Origin of the sequence: Streptomyces sp. NBC_01017, from assembly GCF_045162795.1 — a bacterium.
Taxonomy (GTDB): domain Bacteria; phylum Actinomycetota; class Actinomycetes; order Streptomycetales; family Streptomycetaceae; genus Streptomyces; species Streptomyces machairae.
On record NZ_CP108683.1, the window covers coordinates 8,797,280 to 8,818,728 of the forward strand.

Consider the following 21,449-nt stretch of genomic DNA (forward strand, 5'->3'; position numbering starts at 1 on the left):
CGACCGCTCCCTCAGACCGCGCGCCGGCGCAGCAGGTGCTCACGAGCCGCCGCGTCACCCGGACCGGCCCGGTCCGTCAGCTTCGCGGCGATCCGGTCCTGCACCTCCGCGGTGCGTCTGCCCGCGTACTTGAACTTGGCGCGCACGCCGGTGACTTCGAGCCGCAGCCCGCGGACGCCGGCCAACAGCCTGCCGAACGGGGCCTCGCCGACCGCCACCTCCGCCGAGCCTCCCTCCGGCTGGAAGTGGCCGACCTGGCGGTTGAGCAACTCGGCCTTCTTGGCCGGGTCGTCCACGACATGGGCCCGGCAGCGGAGTTGGACCGCCGCGTAGAAGCTGGTCGGTTCGCCGTGCTCGGGTGCCTGGTCCGGTGCCGCCTGCCACGGCCCGGGGACGTACGCGTAGTCGTCGACCACGCTCAGCACGACCTCGGGGTGCGCCAGCAGTGCCGGCCACATCGGGTTCGGGCGGGCCAGGTGGGTGACGACCTCGCCGCGCTCGGCGTCGTACGCGAAGTGCAGGGGCTGGGCGAACGGCGGCTCGCCGTCCGGGCCGTTGACGACGAGGTGCCCGAAGTCGTGGACGGCCAGCCACCGCTGCCACTCGGTGTCGTCGCGGGGCGCGTCCCAGGGGTGTATCAGCATCACAGGGCCTTGAGGTAGGGCGGGAGTTCGGTGCCGGGGGCCAGTTCGGGGTCGCCGACGGGCGCGTCGTAGCCCTTGCGCAGGGGGACGACACCGGCCCAGTGGGGGAGGGCGAGGTCCTCGGGCTCGTCGTTCACGCCGCCGGTGCGGAGCTTGGCCGAGACCTCGTCGAGGTCGAGGCGGATGACGGCGGTGGCGGCCAGTTCCTTCTTGTCGGCGGGCCGTGAGTCCCGGGACCGGCCGGCCACGACGTGGTCGACGAGCGCGTCGAGCGCGGTGCGCTTCTCCTGCGCGTCCGTCACGTCGTACGCGGTTCCGTGCACCACCACGGACCGGTAGTTGATCGAGTGGTGGAAGGCCGAGCGGGCAAGGATCAGCGCGTCGACATGCGTGACCGTCAGGCACACCGGCAGGCCCGGGTCGGCCCGGCCGGTCATCCGCAGCGGGCGCGAACCCGTCGAGCCGTGGACGTACAGCGTCTCGCCGACCCGGGCGAACAGCGTGGGCAGCACGACCGGAGCGCCGTCGCGGACGAAGCCGAGGTGGCAGACATAGGCCTCGTCGAGTATCGCGTGCACGAGCTCCTTGTCGTACGAGGCCCGGTCCGGGGAGCGCGTGGGGACCGTGCGGTCGGTCGCCGGATAGGCGGCGGGCTGCTGCGTCGGCTCTGTGGTCCCCTGCATTTCGGTCTCCCTTGCGATACGTCTTGCGATCTGTATTGCACTAGTGCATAATCTGCTTTGTGCTAGAAGGATATCGGATCGAAGGGCGTCGCGCAGCGGACATTGCGTCGAGCGTCGAGCGTGCGGTGGGTGCCGGTGAGCTGGAACCGGGGCAACTTCTGCCACCCATGCGGGAGTTGGCGGTGGAGCTGGGCGTCAATCCCAATACGGTCGCGGCCGCCTACCGGATCCTGCGGGAGCGCGGGGTCATCGAGACCGCCGGGCGCCGGGGCAGCCGGGTGCGCCCCAAGCCGGCCACGACCGGGCGTGAATCCATCCGGGTGGACGTGCCGGAGGGGGTGCGGAACGTGGCCGCAGGCAACCCGGACCCCGCACTGCTGCCGCCCCTGGCCAAGGCGTTCGCGGCGGCCGCCGAGCAGAACGACCGGGAACCCGTCATGTACGGGGACGAGGCCGTGGACCCCGAGCTGGCGCGCAGCGCGCGGGCCGCGTTCGACGCAGACGGCGTCGCGGCCGGTCCGATCGCCGTCGCCTCCGGCTCGCTCGACGTGATCGAACGGGTCCTCGCGGCCCACCTCAAGCCCGGCGACACCGTCGCCGTCGAGGACCCCGGCTGGGGCAGCCTGCTCGACCTCGTCCCGGCGGTCGGGCTGCGGACGGCCCCCGTCGGCGTGGACGACGAGGGCCCGCTGCCGGACGACGTGCGCCGGGCCCTGGGGGCGGGAGCACGCGCCCTGATCGTCACCAACCGGGCGCAGAACCCGACGGGCGCGGTCGTGACCGCCGCACGCGCGCGTGCCCTGCGCTCCGTGCTGACGCACCACCCGGACATGCTGCTCATCGAGGACGACCACGGCCACGGCATCGTCGACCTGCCGCTGCACGCCCTCGCCGGCACCACCCGCAGCTGGGCCTTCGTCCGCTCGGCCGCCAAGGCCTACGGCCCCGACCTGCGGCTCGCCGTCTTCACCGGCGACCCCGTCACCGTCGACCGGGTGCGCGGCCGCCAGCGCCTCGGTCCCGGCTGGGTGAGCCGCATCGGCCAGCGGGCCCTGGTGCGGCTGTGGGCCGAGGGCGCCGTCGACCCCACGACGGTGGCAGCGGCGTACGCCGCTCGCCGCGACGCACTCATCGCCGCGCTTGCGGAGCGGGGGATCACGGCACACGGCCGCAGTGGCATGAACGTGTGGATCCCGGTACCCGACGAGACGGGTGCAGTGGCCCGACTGCTGCACGCCGGCTGGGCGGTGGCGCCGGGCGCCCGATTCCGGATGAGCGCTCCACCCGGAATCAGGATCACCGTCGCGACCCTGGCCGCGGACGAGATCGCCCCGCTGGCCGACGCGGTGGCGACGGCGGTGGCTTCGGCGCCGCCCAGGGGCTACGCCTAGGGGCTGCCGTTCGGACGCCGGCTTGATCCGAACGGCAGGCCCCGGACGTGGCGAGGCATTGCCGACCTGCTCGACCACCGCATCAGGCGGCCCGCTTCACCTGAGTGAGCGCCGCCCCCACAAGGACGATCACCGCACCCACCGGCGTGGACCAGCTCAACGATTCACCGAGCACGGCGACCCCCGCAGCCGTGGCGATGACAGGAATGAAGTACGTGACCATCTGAGCCGTGGTCGGTCCGACCTCCGCGACCAGCCCGTACTGAATCAGAACCGCGAGCCCCGTACCGAGCGCCCCCAGCGCCACGATCGCGAGCAGCGGCAGCACCGGAAAGCGGGTCGGCGCGGAAGTGAACACCGGGGTCACGACGGCGAGTTGTACCGAGGCGAGCAACAACTGGGCACCGGTGAGGGACAGATGCGACTCACCGGAGCCGGCCAGCGTGCGCCGGACGTATATCCAGCCGATCGGGTAGCTCAAAGAGGCCAGCAGCGCCATCGCCGTACCCGTGGCGTCCAGCCCGTGAAAGCCCTGCCATGCCCCGAGCACGGTCAGGACGCCGAGGAAGCCGATCCCGAGCCCGGCGACCCTGACCCGGGTCGGCCGGTCCTCCGAGAGGGCGACCAGGGACAGGGCCATCCCCCACAGCGGCGAGGTCGCGTTGCAGATGCCCGCCAGCGTGGACGGGATCGTCAGCTCGGAGTACGCGAACAGGGAGAACGGCAGTGCGTTGAGCAGGAACGCGGCGACCGCCAGATGCCCCCAGGTCCGCACCCCTCGCGGCAACCGCTCCCGCTTCACCGCCATCGCGACCGCGAGTACGGCCGTGCCGAACACCAGCCGCCCCAGCGTGACCTGGAAGGGGGCGTAGCCGTCGGTACCCACCTTGATCAGCAGGAAGCTGAAGCCCCAGATCAGGGAGAGCGCGGCGAAGCGCAGCCGCCAGTCGAGACGGGCTCGCGGCGCGGCCCCGGCCGGTGCACGGGCGCCGGTGGAAGCGGGGTGGGCGGAGAGGGGGCCGGTGGAGGCGGAGCTGGTGGAGGAGGCGGTGCTCATGGGAGCAACGATCCGCCACACAATCTCGTAGCACAATCGAGTTTTTCGGCGCTGTATCTCGTAGCATTGCTTACATGTTGAACCTGGAGCGCCTACGCACCCTCGACGCCCTCGCCCGGCACGGCTCGGTCAGCGGTGCCGCCGAGGGCCTGCACATCACGACCTCGGCCGTCTCCCAGCAGATGTCCAAGCTGGAGCGGGAGGTCGGCCAGCAGCTCCTCGCCAAGAACGGCCGGGGTGTGCGGCTCACGGACGCGGGACGGCTGCTCGCCGAGCACGCGGCGCGCATCCTGTCGCAGGTCGAGCTCGCCCAGTCCGATCTGGAGGCACAGCGCGGCCAGGTGGTCGGTGAGCTCCGGCTGGTCGCATTTCCCACCGCCCTGCGGGGCCTGTTCCCCGCCGCGCTCACCACGCTGCGGGCCGGCCACCCGGCGCTGCGCCTGCGGTCGCGGGAGCTGGAGCCCGAGGACGGCGTCGCCGCGGTGGTCCGGGGGGACGCCGACCTCGCCCTCGTCCTCGACTGGTACAACAAGCCGCTGCCCATGCCGGAGGGGCTCGCCAAGGCCGCGATCCTCGACGACCGGGTGGAGATCGCCATGCCCGAGGGGCATCCGCTCGCCGAGCGGCGGGAGGTCGATCTGGAGGACTTCGCGGACGACGAGTGGGTCGCCTGGCCCGAGGGCGAGTTCTGTCACGAGTGGCTGGTCTACACGCTGCGCACCAAGGGCATCGAGCCCCGTATCGCCCACCGCGCGGAGGAACATCACACCCAACTCGCGCTGGTCGCCGCCGGGTTGGGCGTCTGCGTCGCGCCCCGGCTGGGTCGCGACCCGATGCCGCCGGGGGTGCGGGTCGTGCCCGTGCGCCACCGGGTCCACCGGTACGTGTACGCGGTGTGGCGAGCGGACGCCGACCGCCGCCCGTCGATCCGGGCGGCGGTGGAGGCCCTGCAGGCGGTGGCCGAGAAGATCGCCGGAGGCTAGCGCGACCCCAGTTTCCGGAAGTCCCAGGACACGATCTTCTGCGGCGTCAGCCGCATCCAGGCGTGCCTGCCGTCGTGCGGCATCTCGTCGAGGCCGAAGTTCTTGCGCGCGAACAGCATCTCGGGGACGTCGAGTTCGGCGCGCAGCTCGCCGACGCGCGGGCTCTCGCCCACGAACTCGACGGTGCCGGACAGTTCGACGCCGCGCAGCTGCTCGTACTCCTCACCCGTGTCGATCACGACGGCGATCCGCGGATCGCGGCGCAGCTCGGTCCACCGCTTGCTGCGCACCACCGAGTACAGCCACAGCGAGGTGCCGTCCCAGGCGAACCACAGGGCGCTGACGTGCGGGAACCCGTCGGCGGAAACCGTGGCGACCCGGCAGGTGCGCTGCGTGGTGAGGAACTCGTCCAGCTCGCCGGACGTCATCATGATCTTCCGGCCCCGGCGCTGAGTGACGGTCATGCGGCCCCCTCTTCTCTCACGTCGTGTCAGAGGAGAGATCCTCTGACATCACGTCAGAAAAGGATGAGTCGTCTTCCGTCCACACGCAATGGTGGCTACGCTCGCCCGCCCACGCCGTCGGTCACAGGGGGAACCATGCCGTCGTCCGCAGAGCTCAGTGAACTCCTCGACCCCGCGACCACCGTCCTGCTCACCGTCGAATGCCAGCAGGGCGTCGTCGGACCGGACAGTGCGCTGCCCGAACTCGCCAAGGAGGCCCGCTCCTCGGGCGCCCTCGGCAACGTCGCCCGGCTGGTCGCCGCCGCCCACGAGAGCGGCGTCCAGGTGATCCACGCGATCGCCGAACGCCGTCCCGACGGCCGCGGCGCCAACCACAACGCCCGCCTCTTCCGTGCCGCCGAACGGCTCCCCGTCCAGCAGTTGTCCGGAACGACCGCGGTACGCGTGGCGGCGCCGATCGAGGTCACCGAGGAAGACCTCGTCGTACGACGACTGCATGGCCTGTCCCCGATCCAGGGCACCGACGTCGACGCACTGCTGCGCAACCTCGGCTGCCGCACGCTCATCGTCACCGGCGTCTCGGCCAACGTCGCGATCCCCAGCACCGTTTTCGACGCGGTGAACCGGGGATACGTCGTGGTCGTGCCCCGGGACGCCATCGCCGGGGTGCCCTCCGACTACACCCCCGCGATGATCCGCCACACCCTCGCATTGGTCGCCACGGTCGCGACCACGGACGAGGTACTGGGCGGCCTCAAGCGGCCGTCGCGGGTCAGGCGAGCGTGATCGAGTCGCCCGACACGCTGATCTGCTTGGCGGCCAGCGGCTGGGTCGCGGGGCCCTTCTTCACGCTGCCGTCGAGAACGGAGAACTGGCTGCCGTGACAGGCACAGGAGAGGGTGTCCTCCTTGAGGTCCGTCATCGGGCAGTTCTGGTGGGTGCAGATCGTGGAGAACGCCTTGTAGTCGCCCGCCGCGGGCTGCGAGACCACGACCTTCTCGTCACTGAAGACCTTGCCACTGCCCTCCGGGATGTCGGCCGTCTTCGCGAGCGCCGCACCGCCGGCACCGCCCCCGCCGGACGAGCCCGCTTCGGTGGTCGCGCCGGCGCCGGCGCCCTGTTCGGTGGCCGAGCCGGACGCGTCGTCGTCCGATCCGCACGCGGTCAGCGCAACGGCGAGCCCCGCCGCGCCGACCGCCGCCACGACGGTACGGCGGCTCGGGCCCGACACCGGCTGAACTGATTCGCTGGTCATGCTGACGTTCCTTCCGGTCATTCGTGATCTGCGGAGAGGTACGGTCCGTTCGGACCGGCTGTTCAGACGCTGTCGGAATCCTGACCCGGTCCCGACTGGACGTGGGTAAAGCGGAGCTGTCGGTTCCCTGTCGAGGGCTGTCGGTTTGCTGTCGACGCGGCGGCGCACCGCACCCCCGGGCCGCCCCCGGGCGCCGTCCTCGCGCCAGTAACCTGGGGCGATGCTCAAGGAAGTCATCGCGACCCGCTACATCACGCCGCTGCGTGAGGGCGGCTCGCTGCCGGGACTCGTCGAGGCCGACGACTTCGGGACGTACGTCATGAAGTTCACCGGCGCCGGACAGGGCCGCAAGACGCTCGTCGCGGAGGTCGTCTGCGGTGAACTCGCACGCAGGCTGGGCTTCAGGGTGCCCCGGCTGGTGACGGTGGAACTCGACTCGGTGCTCGGGCTCGGCGAACCCGACCAGCAGGTCCAGGAGTTGCTCAGGTCCAGCGCTGGCACCAACCTCGGCATGGACTTCCTCTCCGGCGCGCTCGGCTTCGATCCCCTCGCCTTCGAGGTGAGCCCCGAGGACGCCGGCCGGATCGTCTGGTTCGACGCCCTCGTCAACAACGTCGACCGGTCCTGGCGCAACCCCAACCTGCTGATGTGGCAGGGCGAACTGTGGCTCATCGACCACGGCGCGACCATGATCTGGCAGCACAACTGGCCCGGCGCACAGGCCTCCGCGGAGCGCCCGTACGACGCCTCCGACCACGCCCTCGCCCGCTTCGCCCCCGACGTGCGGGCGGCCGCCGCCGAGTTGGCGCCGCTGGTCACCGAGGACCTCCTCACCGAGGTGACCGCCGAGATCCCGGACGTCTGGCTGGCCGCAGAGCCCGGCTTCGACACCGCGGACGACCTCAGGCGGGCCTACGCGCGCCCGCTGCTGGCACGGGCGGCCGTCGTCCACGAGCGCGTCAACGGAATCGAGGGGACCAAGTGAGCGACCGCCACTTCATCAGGCCGGGCCAGGGCGGCGACCGCGACGTCTTCGAGTACGCCGTCCTGCGCCTCGTACCCCGCGTCGAGCGCGGCGAGTGCATCAACGCCGGAGTGCTCGTGTACTGCCGGGCGAAGTCCTACGTGGCCGCCCGGACCCACCTGGACGAGACCAGGCTGCGTGCGCTGGACCCCGATGCCGACGTCGCAGGCGTACGGGCCGCACTCGGTGCCGTCGAGGGCGTCTGCGCGGGCGGCGACGCGGCGGGGCAGGCTGCGGGCGACGATCCGGGGCGACGGTTCCGCTGGCTGATCGCGCCCCGCTCGACGATCGTGCAGCCCGGGCCCGTGCACACGGGGCTCACCGCCGACCCGGCGGCCGAGACGGAGCGACTGCTGGACCTGCTGGTGCGGTGACCGCCCCCGCGTCGGCACCGCACGCCCGCCGGGCGTCAGCCCCTGCGCCGCTTCACCACGTAACCGGCCGCGAGCGCGGAGCCCGTGACGAAGGCCAGGCCGATCGCGATGTCCCAGCCGCCCGGCCCGGACGACGTGGCCCCGCCCAGCCCGCCGCGCGTGCCGCGGGTCGGCGTGGCGGCCGCACGAGGAGTCGCAGGGGTGACTGGCGTGGCAGGAGTGGCCGGCATGGCAGGAGTGGCCGGCGTGGCAGGAGTGATGGCAGCGGCTGGAGTCTCAGGCGTCACGGGCGCCGAGGGACGGGTCCTGGGGCGCGTCGTGGACGAGATGATGCCCCCGTCGTCCCCGTTGCCGCCGCGGTCCCCGTTGCCGCCCCGACGGGGCAGCGTCTCACAGGCGATCCCGTCGCCCCGTCCCTGATCCTCGTCGAGCCGATCAGGATCATCCCGGTCCGAGTCGAAGTGGGCCTGCGCGTCCTCCTGGTACGTGAAACTGCGGCAGTCCAGGTCCTGTGCGTGAGCGGGTTCGGCGAACGGCACGATCGCGGCGATCACGAACAGCGTGCCGACGGCACCGGTGCGACGGCGCATGGAGCGCCTCCTTTCCGGCCATCGATGACTTCGCGCTTCGACGCTAGGGGCCCTTGCGCTCGGCGGCTCGCAGCCGTAGGCCGTTCGGGTGTGCACGGCGGGACACGGCCGAGCGGGGACCATGGCTGGGTACGCCCGGTTCGCGCCGGTCGTACGGGGAATCGATCACACGCAGCCGGTCGGCCGTTGACACCGGGTGCCAGGGCTTCTAGCGTCACGTCTGCTGAAGAAACTAAGCGGTCGCTCACCAACGGGCGCGCCGCACGAGCCGCATCTCGAGGGCGAGGAGAACCAGCAATGTCCACCACTGAGCAGCGGGTCGCCGTGGTTACCGGCGGAGCGCGTGGCATCGGTGCCGCCACCGCCGTACGACTGGCCGCAGAGGGCCGCGCGGTCGCCGTGATCGACCTCGACGAGGCAGCCTGCAAGGACACCGTGGAGAAGATCACCGCGGCCGGCGGCAAGGCCATCGCGGTCGGCTGCGACGTCTCCGACGAGGCGCAGGTCGAGGCGGCCGTGGCGCGGATCGCCGAGGAACTCGGCGCCCCGACGATCCTGGTCAACAACGCGGGCGTGCTCCGCGACAACCTGCTGTTCAAGATGAGCGTCGCCGACTGGGACACCGTCATGAACGTGCATCTGCGCGGCGCCTTCCTGATGTCCAAGGCCTGCCAGAAGCACATGGTGGACGCGGGCTTCGGCCGGATCGTCAACCTCTCCTCGTCCTCCGCGCTGGGCAACCGCGGCCAGGTGAACTACTCGGCCGCCAAGGCGGGTCTCCAGGGCTTCACCAAGACCCTCGCCAAGGAGCTCGGCAAGTTCGGCGTCACCGCCAACGCCGTCGCGCCCGGCTTCATCGCCACCGAGATGACCAAGACCACCGCCGACCGCGTCGGCATGGGCTTCGAGGACTTCAAGGCCGCCGCCGCCACCCAGATCCCGGTCGCACGGGTCGGCGAGCCGGACGACATCGCCAACGCCATCGCCTTCTTCACGGGCGAGGCGGCCGGATTCGTCTCCGGCCAGGTGCTGTACGTCGCCGGCGGACCGCTCGACTAGGGCCTTGGGAGACACGGACATGACTGAACTGCCTGCACTCTCCGGCAAGGTCGCCCTCATCACGGGCGCCAGCCGAGGCATCGGCTACGGCGTCGCCGAGGCGCTCGTCGCACGCGGCGACCGCGTGTGCATCACCGGCCGCAACGAGGACGCCCTCAAGGAGGCCGTCGAGCAGCTCGGCGCCGACCGCGCCATCTACGTGGCCGGCAAGGCGCACGACGAGGCCCACCAGGCCGTCGCCGTCGAGCGCACCATGGAGGCGTTCGGCCGCGTCGACCACCTGGTCAACAACGCCGGTACGAACCCGGTGTTCGGGCCGATCGCCGACCTCGACCTGAACGTCGCGCGCAAGGTCTTCGAGACCAACGTGATCTCGGCGCTCGGCTTCGCGCAGCGGACCTGGCACGCCTGGCAGAAGGACAACGGCGGCGCGATCGTCAACATCGCCTCCGTCGCGGGCATCGCGCCCTCGCCGTTCATCGCGGCCTACGGCGTCAGCAAGGCCGCGCTGATCAACCTGACCCAGCAGCTGGCGCACGAGTTCGCGCCCAAGGTGCGGGTCAACGCGATCGCCCCGGCCGTCGTGAAGACCAAGTTCGCGCAGGCCCTGTACGAGGGCCGGGAGGCGGAGGCCGCCGCGGCCTACCCGCTGGGCCGGCTCGGCGTGCCCTCCGACATCGGCGGCGCCGCCGCGTTCCTCACCTCGAACCAGTCCGACTGGGTCACCGGGCAGACGCTGGTCGTCGACGGCGGCATCTTCCTCAACGCCGGCGTCGGCTGACGGACGGGACCGCAGCACGGCCGACACGGCACCTCGACACGGGCGCCGCTGGACACCAGCGGCGCCCGTGTCGGCGTATCAGGAGATCCCTGCCAGGAGACGAACGACCGGTGACAACGTAGTCACCGCAAGATCGAACAAGTGCTCATTGAGACGGGAGGTCCAACGGCCGGAACACTGCGGTATGGTCTGCCGACCCTTGGTATGGCAGATCGAGGAGCGTGCGCGTGTTCAACCGGATCCGACGCCTGCGGCAGGTGGCGGCCATCGCGTCCATATCGTCCCTGGTGGCAGGGTGCGGAGTCCTCTCGTCCGACTCGACGGACGAGCAGGGGCCGATCGTCGTGGGGACTACCGCAGCCCCCAGCACCCTTGATCCCGCCGCGGCCTGGGACAGCTCCTGGGAACTGTTCCGCAACATTTATCAGACACTGCTCAGCTACCCCTCAGGGTCGACGGCGCCCGAGCCCGACGCCGCCGAGAGCTGCCAGTTCACCGACGCATCGAACATGAAGTACCAGTGCGAGCTGCGCGAGGGCCTGAAGTTCTCCGACGGGCACACGCTCGACGCGAAGGCGGTCAAGTACTCGATCGACCGGATCCGGAAGATCAACGTCAACGGTGGTCCCGCCGGTCTGCTGGGCAGCCTCGAACGGGTCCAGGTGCTGAACGACCGCGAGGTCGTCTTCCACCTCAACAAGGCCGACGCCACCTTCCCGTTCGTGCTCGCCACGCCCGCGATGTCGATCGTCGACCCCGCGGACTACCCGGCGGACAAGCTGCGCGAGGACGGCACGATCGTCGGGTCCGGGCCGTACACCCTGGAGTCCTACGAGGAGGGCAAGCGAGCCGAACTCGTCAAGAACGAGGGCTACCAGGGGTACGCGGAACGCAAAAACGATGCGGTGACCATCCGTTACTACCAGGACTCGCCCCCCATGGTCGCGGCCCTGCGCAACAAGGAGCTCGACGTCGCCTTCCGTGGCCTCGCCGCCGACGACATCGTCGATCTCCAGGCCGACGATGACGACGAGCTCCAGCTGACCGAGGGCTCCGGCACCGAGATCAACTACCTGGTCTTCAACCCGAAGGACCCGATGGCCGGCAAGGTCGCCGTCCGCAAGGCCATCGCCCAGGTCATCGACCGCCCGGCGATCGCCCACAAGGTCTACCGGGACACCGTCGAGCCCCTGTACTCCATGGTCCCCAAGGGCCTCACCGGACACACCACGGGCTTCTTCGACGACTACGGCGAGCCCGACGCGGACAAGGCCCGTTCGCTCCTCTCCGACGCGGGCATCACGACTCCCGTCCGGCTCACCCTCTGGTACACCAGCGACCGCTACGGCTCCGCGACCAAGGCGGAGTTCGAGGAGCTGAAGAGCCAGCTCGACAAGTCCGGCCTCTTCGACATCACGCTGAAGAGCCGCCCGTGGAAGACCTACGTCGCCGGCTACCAGAAGGGCGAGTACCCGGTGTTCGGGCGTGGCTGGTTCCCCGACTTCCCGGACGCCGACAACTTCATCGCGCCGTTCGTGGGCGAGCAGAACGCGCTCGGCACGCCGTACGTGACGCCCAAGATCACCGAGACCCTGCTGCCCAACTCCCGTGCGCAGAGCGACCGGGCCAACGTGGTCAAGGACTTCGAGGACGCCCAGCGCATCCTCGTCGACGACGCGCGGCTGCTGCCGCTGTGGCAGGGCCGGCAGTACGTGGCCGCGAGCGCCGAGGTCTCGGGCTCCGAGCGGGCGCTGGACCCGTCGACGATCATGATGATGGGGGAGCTGTACCGCAAGACCAGCTGGTAGCGGTGGGATGTGCGGTGGGCGGGGCGATTGTCAGTGGCCGCCTGTAGGTTCTGAGGCCTGGAAGTGACCGCGGCGCGGTCGCCTCTCACCGTTCGCCGTACATCGTAAGGAAGTTGACGTGACCGACATCGCCATGCTGCCCGAGTCCTGGCGCGGGGTTCTGGGCGACGAGCTTCAGCAGCCCTACTTCAAGGAGCTGACCGAGTTCGTCGAGGAGGAGCGGGCGAAGGGCCCCGTTCACCCTCCGCGCGAGGAGGTCTTCGCCGCGCTGGACGCGACTCCGTACGACAAGGTGAAGGTCCTGGTCCTCGGCCAGGACCCCTACCACGGTGAGGGCCAGGGCCACGGCCTGTGCTTCTCGGTGCGTCCCGGCGTGAAGACGCCGCCGTCGCTGCGGAACATCTACAAGGAGATGAAGGAGGAGCTCGGCCTCCCCGTCCCCGACAACGGCTATCTGATGCCCTGGGCCCAGCAGGGCGTCCTGCTGCTCAACGCGGTGCTGACGGTCCGCGGCGGCGAGGCCAACTCGCACAAGGGCAAGGGCTGGGAGAAGTTCACCGACGCGGTGATCCGGGCCGTGGCCACCCGGCCCGACCCCGCGGTCTTCGTGCTGTGGGGCAATTACGCCCAGAAGAAGCTCCCGCTCATCGACGAGACGCGGCACGTGGTGGTCAAGGGGGCGCATCCCTCTCCGCTGTCGGCGAAGAAGTTCTTCGGCTCCCGCCCCTTCACGCAGATCGACGAAGCGGTGGCTCTGCAGGGGCACGACCCCATCGACTGGCGGATCCCCGACCTGGGCTGACCCCGTCCCGGGCCGGTCCTGCGCCGGACCGGCCCGGTGCCGTACGGAGCCGCCTGACCGGGATTGCCCGTGGGGGCCGTTAGCGTCGAGGGATCAGCCGACGAGGGCCCGGAGGACGCGGTGGCGGAGCGACAGGAGCGTACGGCGCCCGACGCCGTGCTGACGCGGATCGGCCAGGTCGTCATGCTGCATCACGCGGGGGACCGCGAGGAGGCCCGGCGTCGGCTGCTGGACCTGTGGACGGAGCTCGGCGAGGACGGCGACCCGCTGCACCGCTGCACCCTGGCGCACTACCTGGCCGATACCCAGGACGACCCCTCGGACGAACTGGCATGGGATCTGCGGGCGTTGACCGAGGCCGAGGGGGCCGGAGCCGGCGACGGACGTGACGCGCCGGCCGTACGGGCGCTGTATCCCTCGCTGCATCTGAATCTGGCCGCCGACTATGTGAAGCTCGATCGCGCCGAGGCCGCCCGCGTCCACCTGCACCGGGCGCGGGGAGCGGCGGGAGCGTTGGCGGACGACAGGTACGGGGACGGGGTGCGGGCGGAGATCAGGCGGTTGGAAGTGTGGTTGGGGGAGGGGCCGTAGCACAGGGGGAACGGGGAGCAGGTGCCCTGGCGGCACGAAGGCGGGCGGCGGATGTCCGCTCACCCGCCTCCGCTCACCCGCCGCTCAATGGCCGTACGTCTGCTCGCAGATCCTCGACTCCGGGCTGTCGGCCCGCCAGCCGCCGTACTGCTTGCCCAGCGCGCATACGTTCGTGTTCTTAGGGACCTCCGGGCGGGGCGAGTCCGGCATGTCGGGGATGTTGACCGGCGGCGCCTTCGGGGCCCTGGAGGCCGGGCGGTGGGGCTCCTGGTGCTCGGGACGGGGGTGGGGGTGCGCGCCAGGGGCCTGTGGTGTGTGGGCCGGGGGCGGGGAGCCGGGGGGCGTGGAGTGCGCGGCGGACGATGTGGGGGTCGGGCGGCGGGACGGGCCGATGAACGCCAGGGCCTCGCGGGCCGGTGCCTGCACGATCCCGGGGTCCCTGTGCCCGCTCGGTCGCGGGGCCGACGGCTGGGACGGTGCCGTCGGCGCGTCGGACGTAGGCGGTCGCTGGACCGTCGTACAGCCGGAGAGGGCCGAGACGGCCACGGTGACCAGGAGCGTTGCGGTGGTCGTCGTTCGATGCACCCGCGCCACTCTGCTGGGTTCGGCGGCCGTCGGGACAGCGGATGAGCGAACGTTGCTCCCTACGGGTGATCTCTGACCCCGTTGGGGCGGCGCGCTCCCGCCGCGGCTGACGTCAGTCGCCGGTGGCGCCGTCGGCGCGCTCGCGGAGCAGGTCGGCGTGGCCGTTGTGACGGGCGTACTCCTCGATCATGTGGGTGATGATCCAGCGCAGATTGAAGGGCTCACCCCTGCGGCTCCTGCCCTTGGCGAGGTCGTCCAGACCGAAGCTGGCCGCGTTGCGACGGGCGTTGTCGATCTCGGTCTGCCAAGTCGCGCGCGCCTCGTCCCAGGTGTCGGCCTCGGTGAAGTGGAAGTCGCCGTCCGGGTCCTCCTCGCTGCAGTAGAGCACCCCGAGGTCGTCGTCCAGGAGGATCTCGTGGAACCAGAACCGCTCGACCTCCGCCATGTGCCGCACCAGCCCCATCAGGGTCAGCTCGGACGGCTCCACGGAGGCCGCCCTGAGCTGGGCGTCGGTCAGGCCTTCGCACTTCCAGGCGAGGGTCTGCCGGTGGTAGTCCAGCCAGCCCTCCAGCATGGAGCGCTCGTCGGCGGTGGTGTCGGGCTCATGGCGTTCGATGGTCATGCCCGCATCGTGGCCCAACTCGGGGCGTTTGAACAGGAGTTTTCACGGTCGCGGGGCTCACCGGCCGAACATCCCCTGGAGCAGCTCGCGCAGACCCGTCCGCACTTCGTCCAGGCTCGGCACCTCCGAGCTGAAGGACCCGGCGACGCAGCTGAACATCAGTCCGTCCGCCCAGGCGACCAGTGACAGCACGTGCCGGTCCGGGTCCGTCGACCCCGCTGCGGTCATCAGGACGGTGAGCTGGTCGCGGAAGCGGGCGCCGGTCGCGTCGAAGTAGGCGCGCAGCTCGGGGCGGCGCGTGGCTTCCAGGGCCAGTTCGTAGCGGGCCAGCGTCAGTTCGCGGTTGCGGGTCAGGGCCCGGTGTGTCGCCAGGGCCAGGCCGTCGGCCAGCGGGTCGAGGCCGCCCCGCGGGTCGGGCATCTCCTCCAGTGCCAGGACCCGCGCCTCGCGGTCGGCGAGGCGCCGCAGCGCAAGTTCCAGCAGAGCCTGTCGGGTGCGCGCCAGGTTGGACGTGGAGCCCTGGGGGAGTGCGGCCGTCTCGTCGACCGCCCGGTGCGTCAGCCCGCGCATCCCTCGCTCGGCGAGCAGCGCAAGGGCTGTGTCGGCGACGAGGTCGGGGCGCGAGGTACCCGGCGTGTGTACGGACATGGAGATCAACCTACCTCCCTCACTACGTCTGTAGTGCGCGTCACTACAGACGTAGTACAGTCGACCCATCGGGACACTACACCTGTAGTCGCAACAGGAGGAGTCATGGCACAGTCCAAGCGGGCCGTCGTGATCGGCGGTGGCATCGGGGGCCTGACCGCGGCCGCCGCGCTGCACCGGAGCGGCTGGGACGTCACCGTTCTGGAGCGGGCGCCGTCCCTGGAGCCGGTCGGCGCAGCCATCTCTCTCGCGCCCAACTCCCTGCGCGCGCTGGACGTCATCGGGCTCGGCGACGAGATCCGCGACCTCGCCGCCTGGCAGGGCGACGGGGGAGTGCGTACACCGTCCGGACGCTGGCTCTCCCGCACCGACGCCGACGCCGTGGCCACACGCTTCGGCGGCCCCCTCGTCCTCCTCCACCGGGCCACCCTCGTCAACAGCCTTGCCGCGCTGCTCCCGCCCGGGACCGTCCGCACCGGGATCTCCGCGACCGTCACCGACCCCGGCGATGCCGGTCGTCCGGCGCGCGTGGCGACCTCGGACGACGAGATGGAGGCCGACCTCGTGGTGGCGGCCGACGGCATCCGGTCCGCCGTCCGCCCGGTGCTCTTCGCGGACCATCCCGGCACTGTGTACTCCGGTTTCACCACGTGGCGGGTCGTGATCCCGGTGCCCGGCGCGGAGTTCGCCTCGCACGAGACCTGGGGCCGGGGCCGTATCTGGGGCTCGCATCCGCTCAAGGACGGCCGGGTCTACGCCTACGCCGCCGCGATGACGCCCCCCTCGGAGCGCGCTCCCGACGACGAGAAGGCCGAACTGCTCCGCCGCTACGGCGACTGGCACGACCCGATCCCCGCGATCCTCGCCGCCGCCCGCCCCGAGGACGTCCTGCGTCACGACGTCCACCACATCGCCGAGCCGCTGCCCGCCTACCACCGCGGGCGGGTCGCCCTGGTCGGGGACGCCGCGCACGCCATGCCGCCGATGCTCGGGCAGGGCGGCAACCAGGCCATCGAGGACGCCGTGGTCCTCGCCCACCACTGCGCGGACCTCCCGGCCTACTCGGCAGCCCGCCTTCCGCGTACGACCGCCCTTGCCCGCCAGGCCGTCAAGGTCGCCCGCCTCAACCTGATGACCGGCCGCGCCGGGATCGCCGTACGCAACACCACGCTCGCCGCCCTGTCCAAGGTCGCGCCGGCGCTGTTCCTGCGCAGCTTCGAGGGGATCGCCGACTGGGGGCCGCCGCAGCAGCCGTATGCTTCCAGGCAGACCCCGGCAGGCAAGCAGTTGAGGAGAACACCCCGTGAAGGTCGGCTGCATCGGACTCGGTGACATCGCGCAGAAGGCCTACCTGCCGGTGCTGGGTGTGCAGCCCGGGGTCGAACTGCACCTGCAGACCCGTACGCCCGCGACGCTCGCCCGGGTCGCCGACGGCCTCCATCTGCCGGCCGAGCGGCGGCACACGGACCTCGACTCGCTCCTCGCCCAGGGCCTCGACGCCGCCTTCGTGCACGCGCCGACCGTCGTCCACCCGGAGATCGTGACCCGGTTGCTGGAGGCGGGCGTGCCGACGTACGTCGACAAGCCGCTCGCCTATCAACTCGCCGACTCCGAGCGGCTGGTGGCGCTCGCCGAGCAGCGGAACGTGAGCCTCGCCGTCGGCTTCAACCGGCGTTACGCCCCCGGGTACGCGCAGTGCGCCGACCATCCGCGCGAGCTGATCCTGATGCAGAAGAACCGGATCGGGCTGCCGGAAGAGCCGCGCTCGATGATCCTGGACGACTTCATCCACGTCGTGGACACGCTCCGCTTCCTGGCGCCCGGCCCGGTCGACGACGTGACCGTGCGCGCCCGCGTCGAGGGCGGGCTGCTGCACCATGTCGTGCTGCAGCTCGCCGGGGACGGCTTCACCGCGCTCGGCGTGATGAACCGCCTCAGCGGGTCGGCCGAGGAGATCCTCGAGGTGTCCGGGCAGGACACCAAGCGTCAGGTCCTCAACCTTGCCGAGGTCGTCGACCACAAGGGCCAGCCGACCGTGCGACGGCGCGGGGACTGGGTGCCGGTGGCACGGCAGCGCGGCATCGAGCAGGTGGTGCTCGCCTTCCTCGACGCCGTGCGCGCGGGCAAGGTGCTCAGCGCCCGGGACGCGCTGGCGACCCATGAGCTGTGCGAGCGGGTCGTACGCGCGGTTCAGGAGCAGGGCGCCTGAAGCGGGGCCGCAGGGTCGAAACGCCCTCGGTCGCGGCCCAGGCGGCCATGATCAGCAGTGCCGCCTGCAGCGGCCAGTCGCCGAAGCGGACGTACGGTGTGACACCGCCGGCCAGCGGAACCTCGTAGACCGTGCTGGTGCTCTCACTCGTCCCCAGCCAGGAACCCATGCGCTGTCCGCTGGGGCCGTAGACGGCGGAGACGCCGGTCAGCGTCGCGTGCACCATCGGCCGGCCGGTCTCTGCGGCGCGCAGTGCGGCGAGGGAGGCGTGCTGCTCCGGGGCCCAGCTCTGCTGGAACGTCGAGGTCGCCGACTGGGCGATCAGTACCTCGGCGCCGCTGTCGACGAGGTTGCGGCTCATGTCGGAGAACGCGGACTCGAAGCAGACCATCGGGCCGATGCGCAGCCCGTGCCCGGCGTCCATCACGACCTGCTCGGTGCCGCGCCGGCGGTCCTCGGCGGCAGCCTTGCCGACGGAGGTGGCCCAGCCCAGCATCGAGCGCAGCGGTATGTACTCCCCGAAGGGCACCAGGCGCATCTTGTCGTAGCGGGTGCCGGTCGGGCCGTCCGGGCCGACGAGGATCGAGCTCTTGTAGATGCCGGGCCGGTCGGAGCGCTGCGCGTCCACGTTGACCAGGATGTTCGCCCCCGTCTCGCGGGACAGTGCCGCGAGCCGGCGCGCGAGGTCGGGCCGGTCGTCGAGGTCGTAGCCGACGCTGCTCTCGCCCCAGACGACCAGGTCGACGCCCCGGCCGGCCAGCTCGCGGGTGAGCTGCTCCTCCCGGTCGAAACGCCGGTCGGCGGTTTTGCCCGCGCCCGGGATGACACCCGGCTGCACCACGGCTATCCGGACCCGGTCCTCGACGTGCGGGCGCGGGGACCACACCCAGGCGGCCGAGGCGGCGACGGCCGTGGCGAGCAGCCCGGCCAGCGCGGGGATCCGGCACCTGCGCAGCACCACCAGCACGGCGACCGCGACATTGACGGACACCACCAGGAAGCTGATCAGCCACACGCCGCCCACCGAGGCGACGCGCAGCGCGGGCTCCACCTCCCACTGGCTGGAGCCCAGCACACCCCATGGCCCGCCGAGCCCCTGCCAGGAGCGGACGAGCTCGATCAGCAGCCAGCCGGACGGCAGCACGACGAGGGCCACCGCGACCCGCCCCGGGGAGGGCCGCGCGGCCAGGAAGCGGCGCACCAGCCAGCCCCAGGGGGCCCACAGGGCGCCCAGCAGGGCGGCGATGACGAGCGTGAAGACATGCAGGTTCGGCAGCAGCCAGTGGTGCATCGCCAGCATGAAGCCGAATCCGCCCCACCAGCCGTCGTGCAGCGCCCGCCGCCCGGTCGGGGCGGAGCGCAGCAGCGCGATCCACGGGACCAGGGCGACGTACGCGAACCACCACCACGACGGCTCGGGGAAGGCCAGCACGGGCAGTGCGCCGACCAGAACGGCGGTGATCGAACGCCGCCACGGGGAGGCGAGCCAGTGGTTGATCGTCTTCATGCATCGCCTCCTACCCCGTGGTCCTTCCAGTGTGAGGCCAGGCACTGACAGTGGGACAGTGGGCGTCCGCTCAGGTGATCACGCCCGGTGACCACGCCCGGCGATCACGTCAGGTGGCTACGGCCGGTGCGGTCCGGTCGGGCAGACGGCGCCACTTCTCCTGCACGACCACCTCACGCAGCCGCCAGCCGTCGTCCGTGCGCAGCAGCCCGAAGGCGTAGCGGCCCCCGCACACGAAGTCGGGGGCGGCGGAGCCTGCGCCGTTCTCGGCGAACCGCATCGGATTGACGTAGTCGGCCTGCACCCCGGCCGTGTCGCCGATGTCCTGTTCCAGGATCCCGAAGCGCACCCTGCGGTTGACGATCAGGTGCTGACGCATCGAGAAGAGCTGCATGCTCTCCGCGAGCCACGTCGCGACGCTCCCGGCGTCCCCCTCGATCCCGCCGGCCGACCGGTAGTCCGCGCGTCCGTCCGGGGTGAACAGACTCCGGTACGCCTCCCAGTCCCCGTCGTCCACGGCCACGGCGTACTCGGTGACCATTCCGTCGACTGCCAGCCGGTCCCTCAGGGTGGCGAGCTCCACACGCTGCGTCATCGGCTCAGTGTTGGGCATGAGGTGCACGGAGCCAAGGGGGCGTGCAGCGATATTCGGTGGATGTGGGTGCGCTCGGGGCGACCGGTCCGACTGCACGGGGGAGCCGGCTGCTGTCCACTGCCGTGCCTGTGTCTCTCATGTGGACGACGACCGGACTGGCGTGGCGTGGCGTCAGGAGAGCATCTGCCGAGAGGTGGCCGGTCGTCTCGGGCTCGTAGTCGACGAAGTCCAGGTGCGTGGACAACAACGGGGCAGACGCGCGCGTCGGGCGAAGTGCGACTGTACGACACCCCCGACGAGGCCAGGCGTCCGCGGACGTACCGATGCGCCGGAGGTGCTCAGTAGCCGGTGCCGCGTTTGACCTGGGCCCGCTCGTTCCCGTGGGCCGCACCCTTGTCGTCCAGAGTGCGACACGCGTCGACGATGTCCTGGGTCAGGCGATCGATCTGCTCACGGCTGAGAGTCTCCTTGACCAGAGCACGCATGATCTTCACCCGCTCAGCGTTGGGCGGGAGCGTGTACGCCGGCACCATCCAGCCTCGCTCGGCCGAGAGTTGCCATGCGACATCGGACTCGTCGTAGCCGTGCTCGCCGGCAAGACGGAAAGCGACCAACGGCAGCTGCTCGAGGTCACTCCCGATCACTTCGAAACGGCCGCTGCCACGCAGGTTGTCCGCCAACGTACGAGCGTTCTCCTGCATCGTCCTCATGACGTAGGTGTAGCCCTGGCGACCGAGCCGGACGAAGTTGTAATACTGCGCGAGCACCATCGAAGCGCCGGTGGAGAAGTTCAGCGTGAATGTCGAGTCGGTCTTGCCCAAATAGTTCTCGTAGAACACGAGGTGCTCGGCCAGGTCGGATTCCTCGCGAAAGACCAGCCAGCCGATCCCGGGATAGACCAGGCCGTACTTGTGTCCCGAGACGTTGATCGAGCGCACCTGCTCGAGCCGAAAGTCCCATTTCGAGTCCGGGTACAGGAACGGCCACACGAACGCACCGCTGGCACCGTCCACATGGATCGGGATGTCGAGGTCCCGCTCCTTGCGGACGTCCCGCAGGAGCTTGTCGATCCCGACGACGTCGTCCTTGTGGCCGGTGAACGTGGTGCCGAGGACGGCGACGACGCCGATCGTGTTCTCGTCGAGGTGGGGCTCCACGTCCTCCGGGCCGATCGTGTATTTGCCCTCGGCGAGCGGCACGATCCGCGGCTCGACGTCGAAGTAGCGGCAGAACTTCTCCCACACCACGTGGACGTCCCCGCCGAAGACCAGGTTGGGGCGGTCGACCGGCAGATTGGCGGCCTGGCGGCGCTGCCGCCACTTCCACTTCAGCGACAGCGCCCCGAGCATGATCGCCTCGGACGAACCCTGGGTCCGGCATCCGGTTGTTCTGCCCGGAGCATGGAAGAGATCGGCAAGCATGCGCACGCAACGCTGCTCGATCTCGGCGGAAATCGGGTATTCCGCGTGGTCGATGAAATTGCGATGGAGATTCTCGGCGATGATCCGTTGCGCCTCTGGCTCCATCCAAGTGGTCACAAATGTGGCGAGGTTGCGCTGCGGGTCACCCTCCATGGCGAGGTCCACATCCAGCAGCCTCATTGCGTCCGTCGCGGCCATGCCTTCCTCGGGGAATTTCTCCGAGGGGGCGGGCTCGGTCAAGAATCGGTTGCCGAACAGGGCCGCGTCGTCGCGCTTGGTCATATGACGATTCAAACAGTGCCGGAGACTGCCTCGGCGAGGGACACGCCGAGGCGGAACAGCGACGTGCCAATCAT

The 21,449-nt window shown here is 70.8% G+C and carries 24 protein-coding genes; 12 read left to right on the forward strand and 12 right to left on the reverse strand.

Annotated features, from left to right (window positions below; all coding sequences use genetic code 11):
* Nucleotides 1-11: 11 nt before the first annotated feature.
* Entirely contained in the window at nt 12-644 is a 633-nt protein-coding gene (locus tag OG331_RS40375) for an FMN-binding negative transcriptional regulator (RefSeq protein WP_406206184.1), read from the reverse strand.
* On the reverse strand, nt 644-1,327 hold the full coding sequence (locus OG331_RS40380; protein WP_406206187.1) for a pyridoxamine 5'-phosphate oxidase family protein: 684 nt from the start codon (nt 1,325-1,327) through the stop codon (nt 644-646). The genes OG331_RS40375 and OG331_RS40380 overlap by 1 nt, the downstream gene beginning before the upstream one ends.
* A gap of 59 nt (nt 1,328-1,386) precedes the next feature.
* Between OG331_RS40380 and OG331_RS40385 the strand changes: the two genes are divergently transcribed.
* Complete coding sequence (locus OG331_RS40385; RefSeq protein WP_406206190.1) at nt 1,387-2,718, forward strand: aminotransferase class I/II-fold pyridoxal phosphate-dependent enzyme; 1,332 nt, start codon at nt 1,387-1,389, stop codon at nt 2,716-2,718.
* Between the two features lie 82 nt (nt 2,719-2,800).
* Here OG331_RS40385 and OG331_RS40390 read toward each other — a convergent pair whose 3' ends face one another.
* Nucleotides 2,801-3,811 carry a DMT family transporter gene (locus OG331_RS40390; RefSeq protein ID WP_406206192.1) on the reverse strand — a complete coding sequence of 337 codons (1,011 nt, stop codon included), beginning with the start codon at nt 3,809-3,811 and terminating at the stop codon, nt 2,801-2,803.
* Between the two features lie 38 nt (nt 3,812-3,849).
* On the opposite strand from OG331_RS40390, the gene OG331_RS40395 reads away from it, so the two are divergent.
* Nucleotides 3,850-4,758 carry a LysR family transcriptional regulator gene (locus OG331_RS40395; protein WP_406206195.1) on the forward strand — a complete coding sequence of 303 codons (909 nt, stop codon included), beginning with the start codon at nt 3,850-3,852 and terminating at the stop codon, nt 4,756-4,758.
* On the opposite strand, the gene OG331_RS40400 is transcribed toward OG331_RS40395, so the two are convergent.
* Nucleotides 4,755-5,222, reverse strand: a complete 468-nt coding sequence (locus OG331_RS40400; protein ID WP_406206198.1) for a pyridoxamine 5'-phosphate oxidase family protein — start codon at nt 5,220-5,222, stop codon at nt 4,755-4,757. The two genes, OG331_RS40395 and OG331_RS40400, sit on opposite strands and share 4 nt — an antisense overlap.
* 135 nt (nt 5,223-5,357) lie before the next feature.
* On the opposite strand from OG331_RS40400, the gene OG331_RS40405 reads away from it, so the two are divergent.
* The gene (locus OG331_RS40405) at nt 5,358-6,008 is read left to right on the forward strand and encodes a cysteine hydrolase (protein ID WP_406206201.1); all 651 of its coding nucleotides are present in this window, start codon (nt 5,358-5,360) and stop codon (nt 6,006-6,008) included.
* On the opposite strand, the gene OG331_RS40410 is transcribed toward OG331_RS40405, so the two are convergent.
* Nucleotides 5,995-6,477, reverse strand: coding sequence for a Rieske (2Fe-2S) protein (locus OG331_RS40410; protein ID WP_406206203.1), 483 nt, complete (start codon nt 6,475-6,477; stop codon nt 5,995-5,997). The two genes, OG331_RS40405 and OG331_RS40410, sit on opposite strands and share 14 nt — an antisense overlap.
* Nucleotides 6,478-6,697: 220 nt before the next feature.
* Between OG331_RS40410 and OG331_RS40415 the strand changes: the two genes are divergently transcribed.
* On the forward strand, nt 6,698-7,462 hold the full coding sequence (locus OG331_RS40415; protein WP_406206206.1) for a HipA family kinase: 765 nt from the start codon (nt 6,698-6,700) through the stop codon (nt 7,460-7,462).
* Nucleotides 7,459-7,875: a DUF3037 domain-containing protein gene (locus OG331_RS40420; protein ID WP_406206208.1), complete on the forward strand. Its 417-nt coding sequence runs from the start codon at nt 7,459-7,461 to the stop codon at nt 7,873-7,875. Before OG331_RS40415 ends, OG331_RS40420 begins: the two co-directional genes overlap by 4 nt.
* Before the next feature lie 35 nt (nt 7,876-7,910).
* On the opposite strand, the gene OG331_RS40425 is transcribed toward OG331_RS40420, so the two are convergent.
* Nucleotides 7,911-8,465 (reverse strand): excalibur calcium-binding protein, encoded by a 555-nt coding sequence (locus OG331_RS40425; protein WP_406206211.1) that lies wholly within the window; start codon nt 8,463-8,465, stop codon nt 7,911-7,913.
* 297 nt (nt 8,466-8,762) lie between these two features.
* Here OG331_RS40425 and fabG point away from each other — a divergent pair, with 297 nt between their 5' ends.
* The 5 genes from fabG to OG331_RS40450 all read left to right on the forward strand — a co-directional run bounded on the left by fabG (nt 8,763) and on the right by OG331_RS40450 (nt 13,506).
* A complete protein-coding gene (fabG, locus tag OG331_RS40430; RefSeq protein WP_406206213.1) occupies nt 8,763-9,524 on the forward strand; it encodes a 3-oxoacyl-ACP reductase FabG in 762 nt (253 codons plus the stop codon).
* Nucleotides 9,525-9,543: 19 nt separating this feature from the next.
* Nucleotides 9,544-10,305 (forward strand): SDR family oxidoreductase, encoded by a 762-nt coding sequence (locus OG331_RS40435; RefSeq protein ID WP_406206216.1) that lies wholly within the window; start codon nt 9,544-9,546, stop codon nt 10,303-10,305.
* 227 nt (nt 10,306-10,532) lie between these two features.
* Nucleotides 10,533-12,113, forward strand: coding sequence for an ABC transporter substrate-binding protein (locus tag OG331_RS40440; RefSeq protein ID WP_406206218.1), 1,581 nt, complete (start codon nt 10,533-10,535; stop codon nt 12,111-12,113).
* 118 nt (nt 12,114-12,231) lie between these two features.
* Nucleotides 12,232-12,915, forward strand: a complete 684-nt coding sequence (ung, locus tag OG331_RS40445) for a uracil-DNA glycosylase (protein WP_406206221.1) — start codon at nt 12,232-12,234, stop codon at nt 12,913-12,915.
* Between the two features lie 120 nt (nt 12,916-13,035).
* On the forward strand, nt 13,036-13,506 hold the full coding sequence (locus OG331_RS40450) for a hypothetical protein (protein WP_365055297.1): 471 nt from the start codon (nt 13,036-13,038) through the stop codon (nt 13,504-13,506).
* A gap of 84 nt (nt 13,507-13,590) precedes the next feature.
* Here the strand turns inward: OG331_RS40450 and OG331_RS40455 are convergent, their stop codons facing one another.
* The 3 genes from OG331_RS40455 to OG331_RS40465 all read right to left on the reverse strand — a co-directional run bounded on the left by OG331_RS40455 (nt 13,591) and on the right by OG331_RS40465 (nt 15,361).
* Nucleotides 13,591-14,091, reverse strand: coding sequence for a hypothetical protein (locus OG331_RS40455; RefSeq protein ID WP_406206224.1), 501 nt, complete (start codon nt 14,089-14,091; stop codon nt 13,591-13,593).
* Nucleotides 14,092-14,203: 112 nt separating this feature from the next.
* Nucleotides 14,204-14,713 (reverse strand): DinB family protein, encoded by a 510-nt coding sequence (locus OG331_RS40460; protein WP_406206227.1) that lies wholly within the window; start codon nt 14,711-14,713, stop codon nt 14,204-14,206.
* 57 nt (nt 14,714-14,770) lie between these two features.
* Entirely contained in the window at nt 14,771-15,361 is a 591-nt protein-coding gene (locus OG331_RS40465; protein ID WP_406206230.1) for a TetR/AcrR family transcriptional regulator, read from the reverse strand.
* Nucleotides 15,362-15,466: 105 nt separating this feature from the next.
* On the opposite strand from OG331_RS40465, the gene OG331_RS40470 reads away from it, so the two are divergent.
* A complete protein-coding gene (locus OG331_RS40470) occupies nt 15,467-16,693 on the forward strand; it encodes an FAD-dependent monooxygenase (RefSeq protein ID WP_406206232.1) in 1,227 nt (408 codons plus the stop codon).
* A complete protein-coding gene (locus OG331_RS40475) occupies nt 16,665-17,570 on the forward strand; it encodes a Gfo/Idh/MocA family protein (RefSeq protein ID WP_406206235.1) in 906 nt (301 codons plus the stop codon). The genes OG331_RS40470 and OG331_RS40475 overlap by 29 nt, the downstream gene beginning before the upstream one ends.
* Here the strand turns inward: OG331_RS40475 and lnt are convergent.
* From lnt to OG331_RS40490, 3 genes are all read right to left on the reverse strand, one after another.
* Complete coding sequence (gene lnt, locus OG331_RS40480) at nt 17,494-19,077, reverse strand: apolipoprotein N-acyltransferase (protein WP_406206237.1); 1,584 nt, start codon at nt 19,075-19,077, stop codon at nt 17,494-17,496. The two genes, OG331_RS40475 and lnt, sit on opposite strands and share 77 nt — an antisense overlap.
* A gap of 109 nt (nt 19,078-19,186) precedes the next feature.
* Nucleotides 19,187-19,672 (reverse strand): nuclear transport factor 2 family protein, encoded by a 486-nt coding sequence (locus OG331_RS40485; RefSeq protein ID WP_365054541.1) that lies wholly within the window; start codon nt 19,670-19,672, stop codon nt 19,187-19,189.
* A gap of 338 nt (nt 19,673-20,010) precedes the next feature.
* Complete coding sequence (locus OG331_RS40490; RefSeq protein ID WP_406206240.1) at nt 20,011-21,375, reverse strand: glutamate decarboxylase; 1,365 nt, start codon at nt 21,373-21,375, stop codon at nt 20,011-20,013.
* Between the last annotated feature and the right edge of the window lie 74 nt (nt 21,376-21,449).

Coding starts and splice junctions, on each gene's coding strand:
- OG331_RS40375 (WP_406206184.1), bottom strand. CDS start 644: ATGCTGATACACCCCTGGGACGCGCCCCGCGACGACACCGAGTGGCAG.
- OG331_RS40380 (WP_406206187.1), bottom strand. CDS start 1,327: ATGCAGGGGACCACAGAGCCGACGCAGCAGCCCGCCGCCTATCCGGCG.
- OG331_RS40395 (WP_406206195.1), top strand. CDS start 3,850: ATGTTGAACCTGGAGCGCCTACGCACCCTCGACGCCCTCGCCCGGCAC.
- OG331_RS40400 (WP_406206198.1), bottom strand. CDS start 5,222: ATGACCGTCACTCAGCGCCGGGGCCGGAAGATCATGATGACGTCCGGC.
- OG331_RS40405 (WP_406206201.1), top strand. CDS start 5,358: ATGCCGTCGTCCGCAGAGCTCAGTGAACTCCTCGACCCCGCGACCACC.
- OG331_RS40410 (WP_406206203.1), bottom strand. CDS start 6,477: ATGACCAGCGAATCAGTTCAGCCGGTGTCGGGCCCGAGCCGCCGTACC.
- OG331_RS40415 (WP_406206206.1), top strand. CDS start 6,698: ATGCTCAAGGAAGTCATCGCGACCCGCTACATCACGCCGCTGCGTGAG.
- OG331_RS40425 (WP_406206211.1), bottom strand. CDS start 8,465: ATGCGCCGTCGCACCGGTGCCGTCGGCACGCTGTTCGTGATCGCCGCG.
- fabG (WP_406206213.1), top strand. CDS start 8,763: ATGTCCACCACTGAGCAGCGGGTCGCCGTGGTTACCGGCGGAGCGCGT.
- OG331_RS40435 (WP_406206216.1), top strand. CDS start 9,544: ATGACTGAACTGCCTGCACTCTCCGGCAAGGTCGCCCTCATCACGGGC.
- OG331_RS40460 (WP_406206227.1), bottom strand. CDS start 14,713: ATGACCATCGAACGCCATGAGCCCGACACCACCGCCGACGAGCGCTCC.
- OG331_RS40465 (WP_406206230.1), bottom strand. CDS start 15,361: ATGTCCGTACACACGCCGGGTACCTCGCGCCCCGACCTCGTCGCCGAC.
- OG331_RS40470 (WP_406206232.1), top strand. CDS start 15,467: ATGGCACAGTCCAAGCGGGCCGTCGTGATCGGCGGTGGCATCGGGGGC.
- lnt (WP_406206237.1), bottom strand. CDS start 19,077: ATGAAGACGATCAACCACTGGCTCGCCTCCCCGTGGCGGCGTTCGATC.
- OG331_RS40485 (WP_365054541.1), bottom strand. CDS start 19,672: ATGACGCAGCGTGTGGAGCTCGCCACCCTGAGGGACCGGCTGGCAGTC.
- OG331_RS40490 (WP_406206240.1), bottom strand. CDS start 21,375: ATGACCAAGCGCGACGACGCGGCCCTGTTCGGCAACCGATTCTTGACC.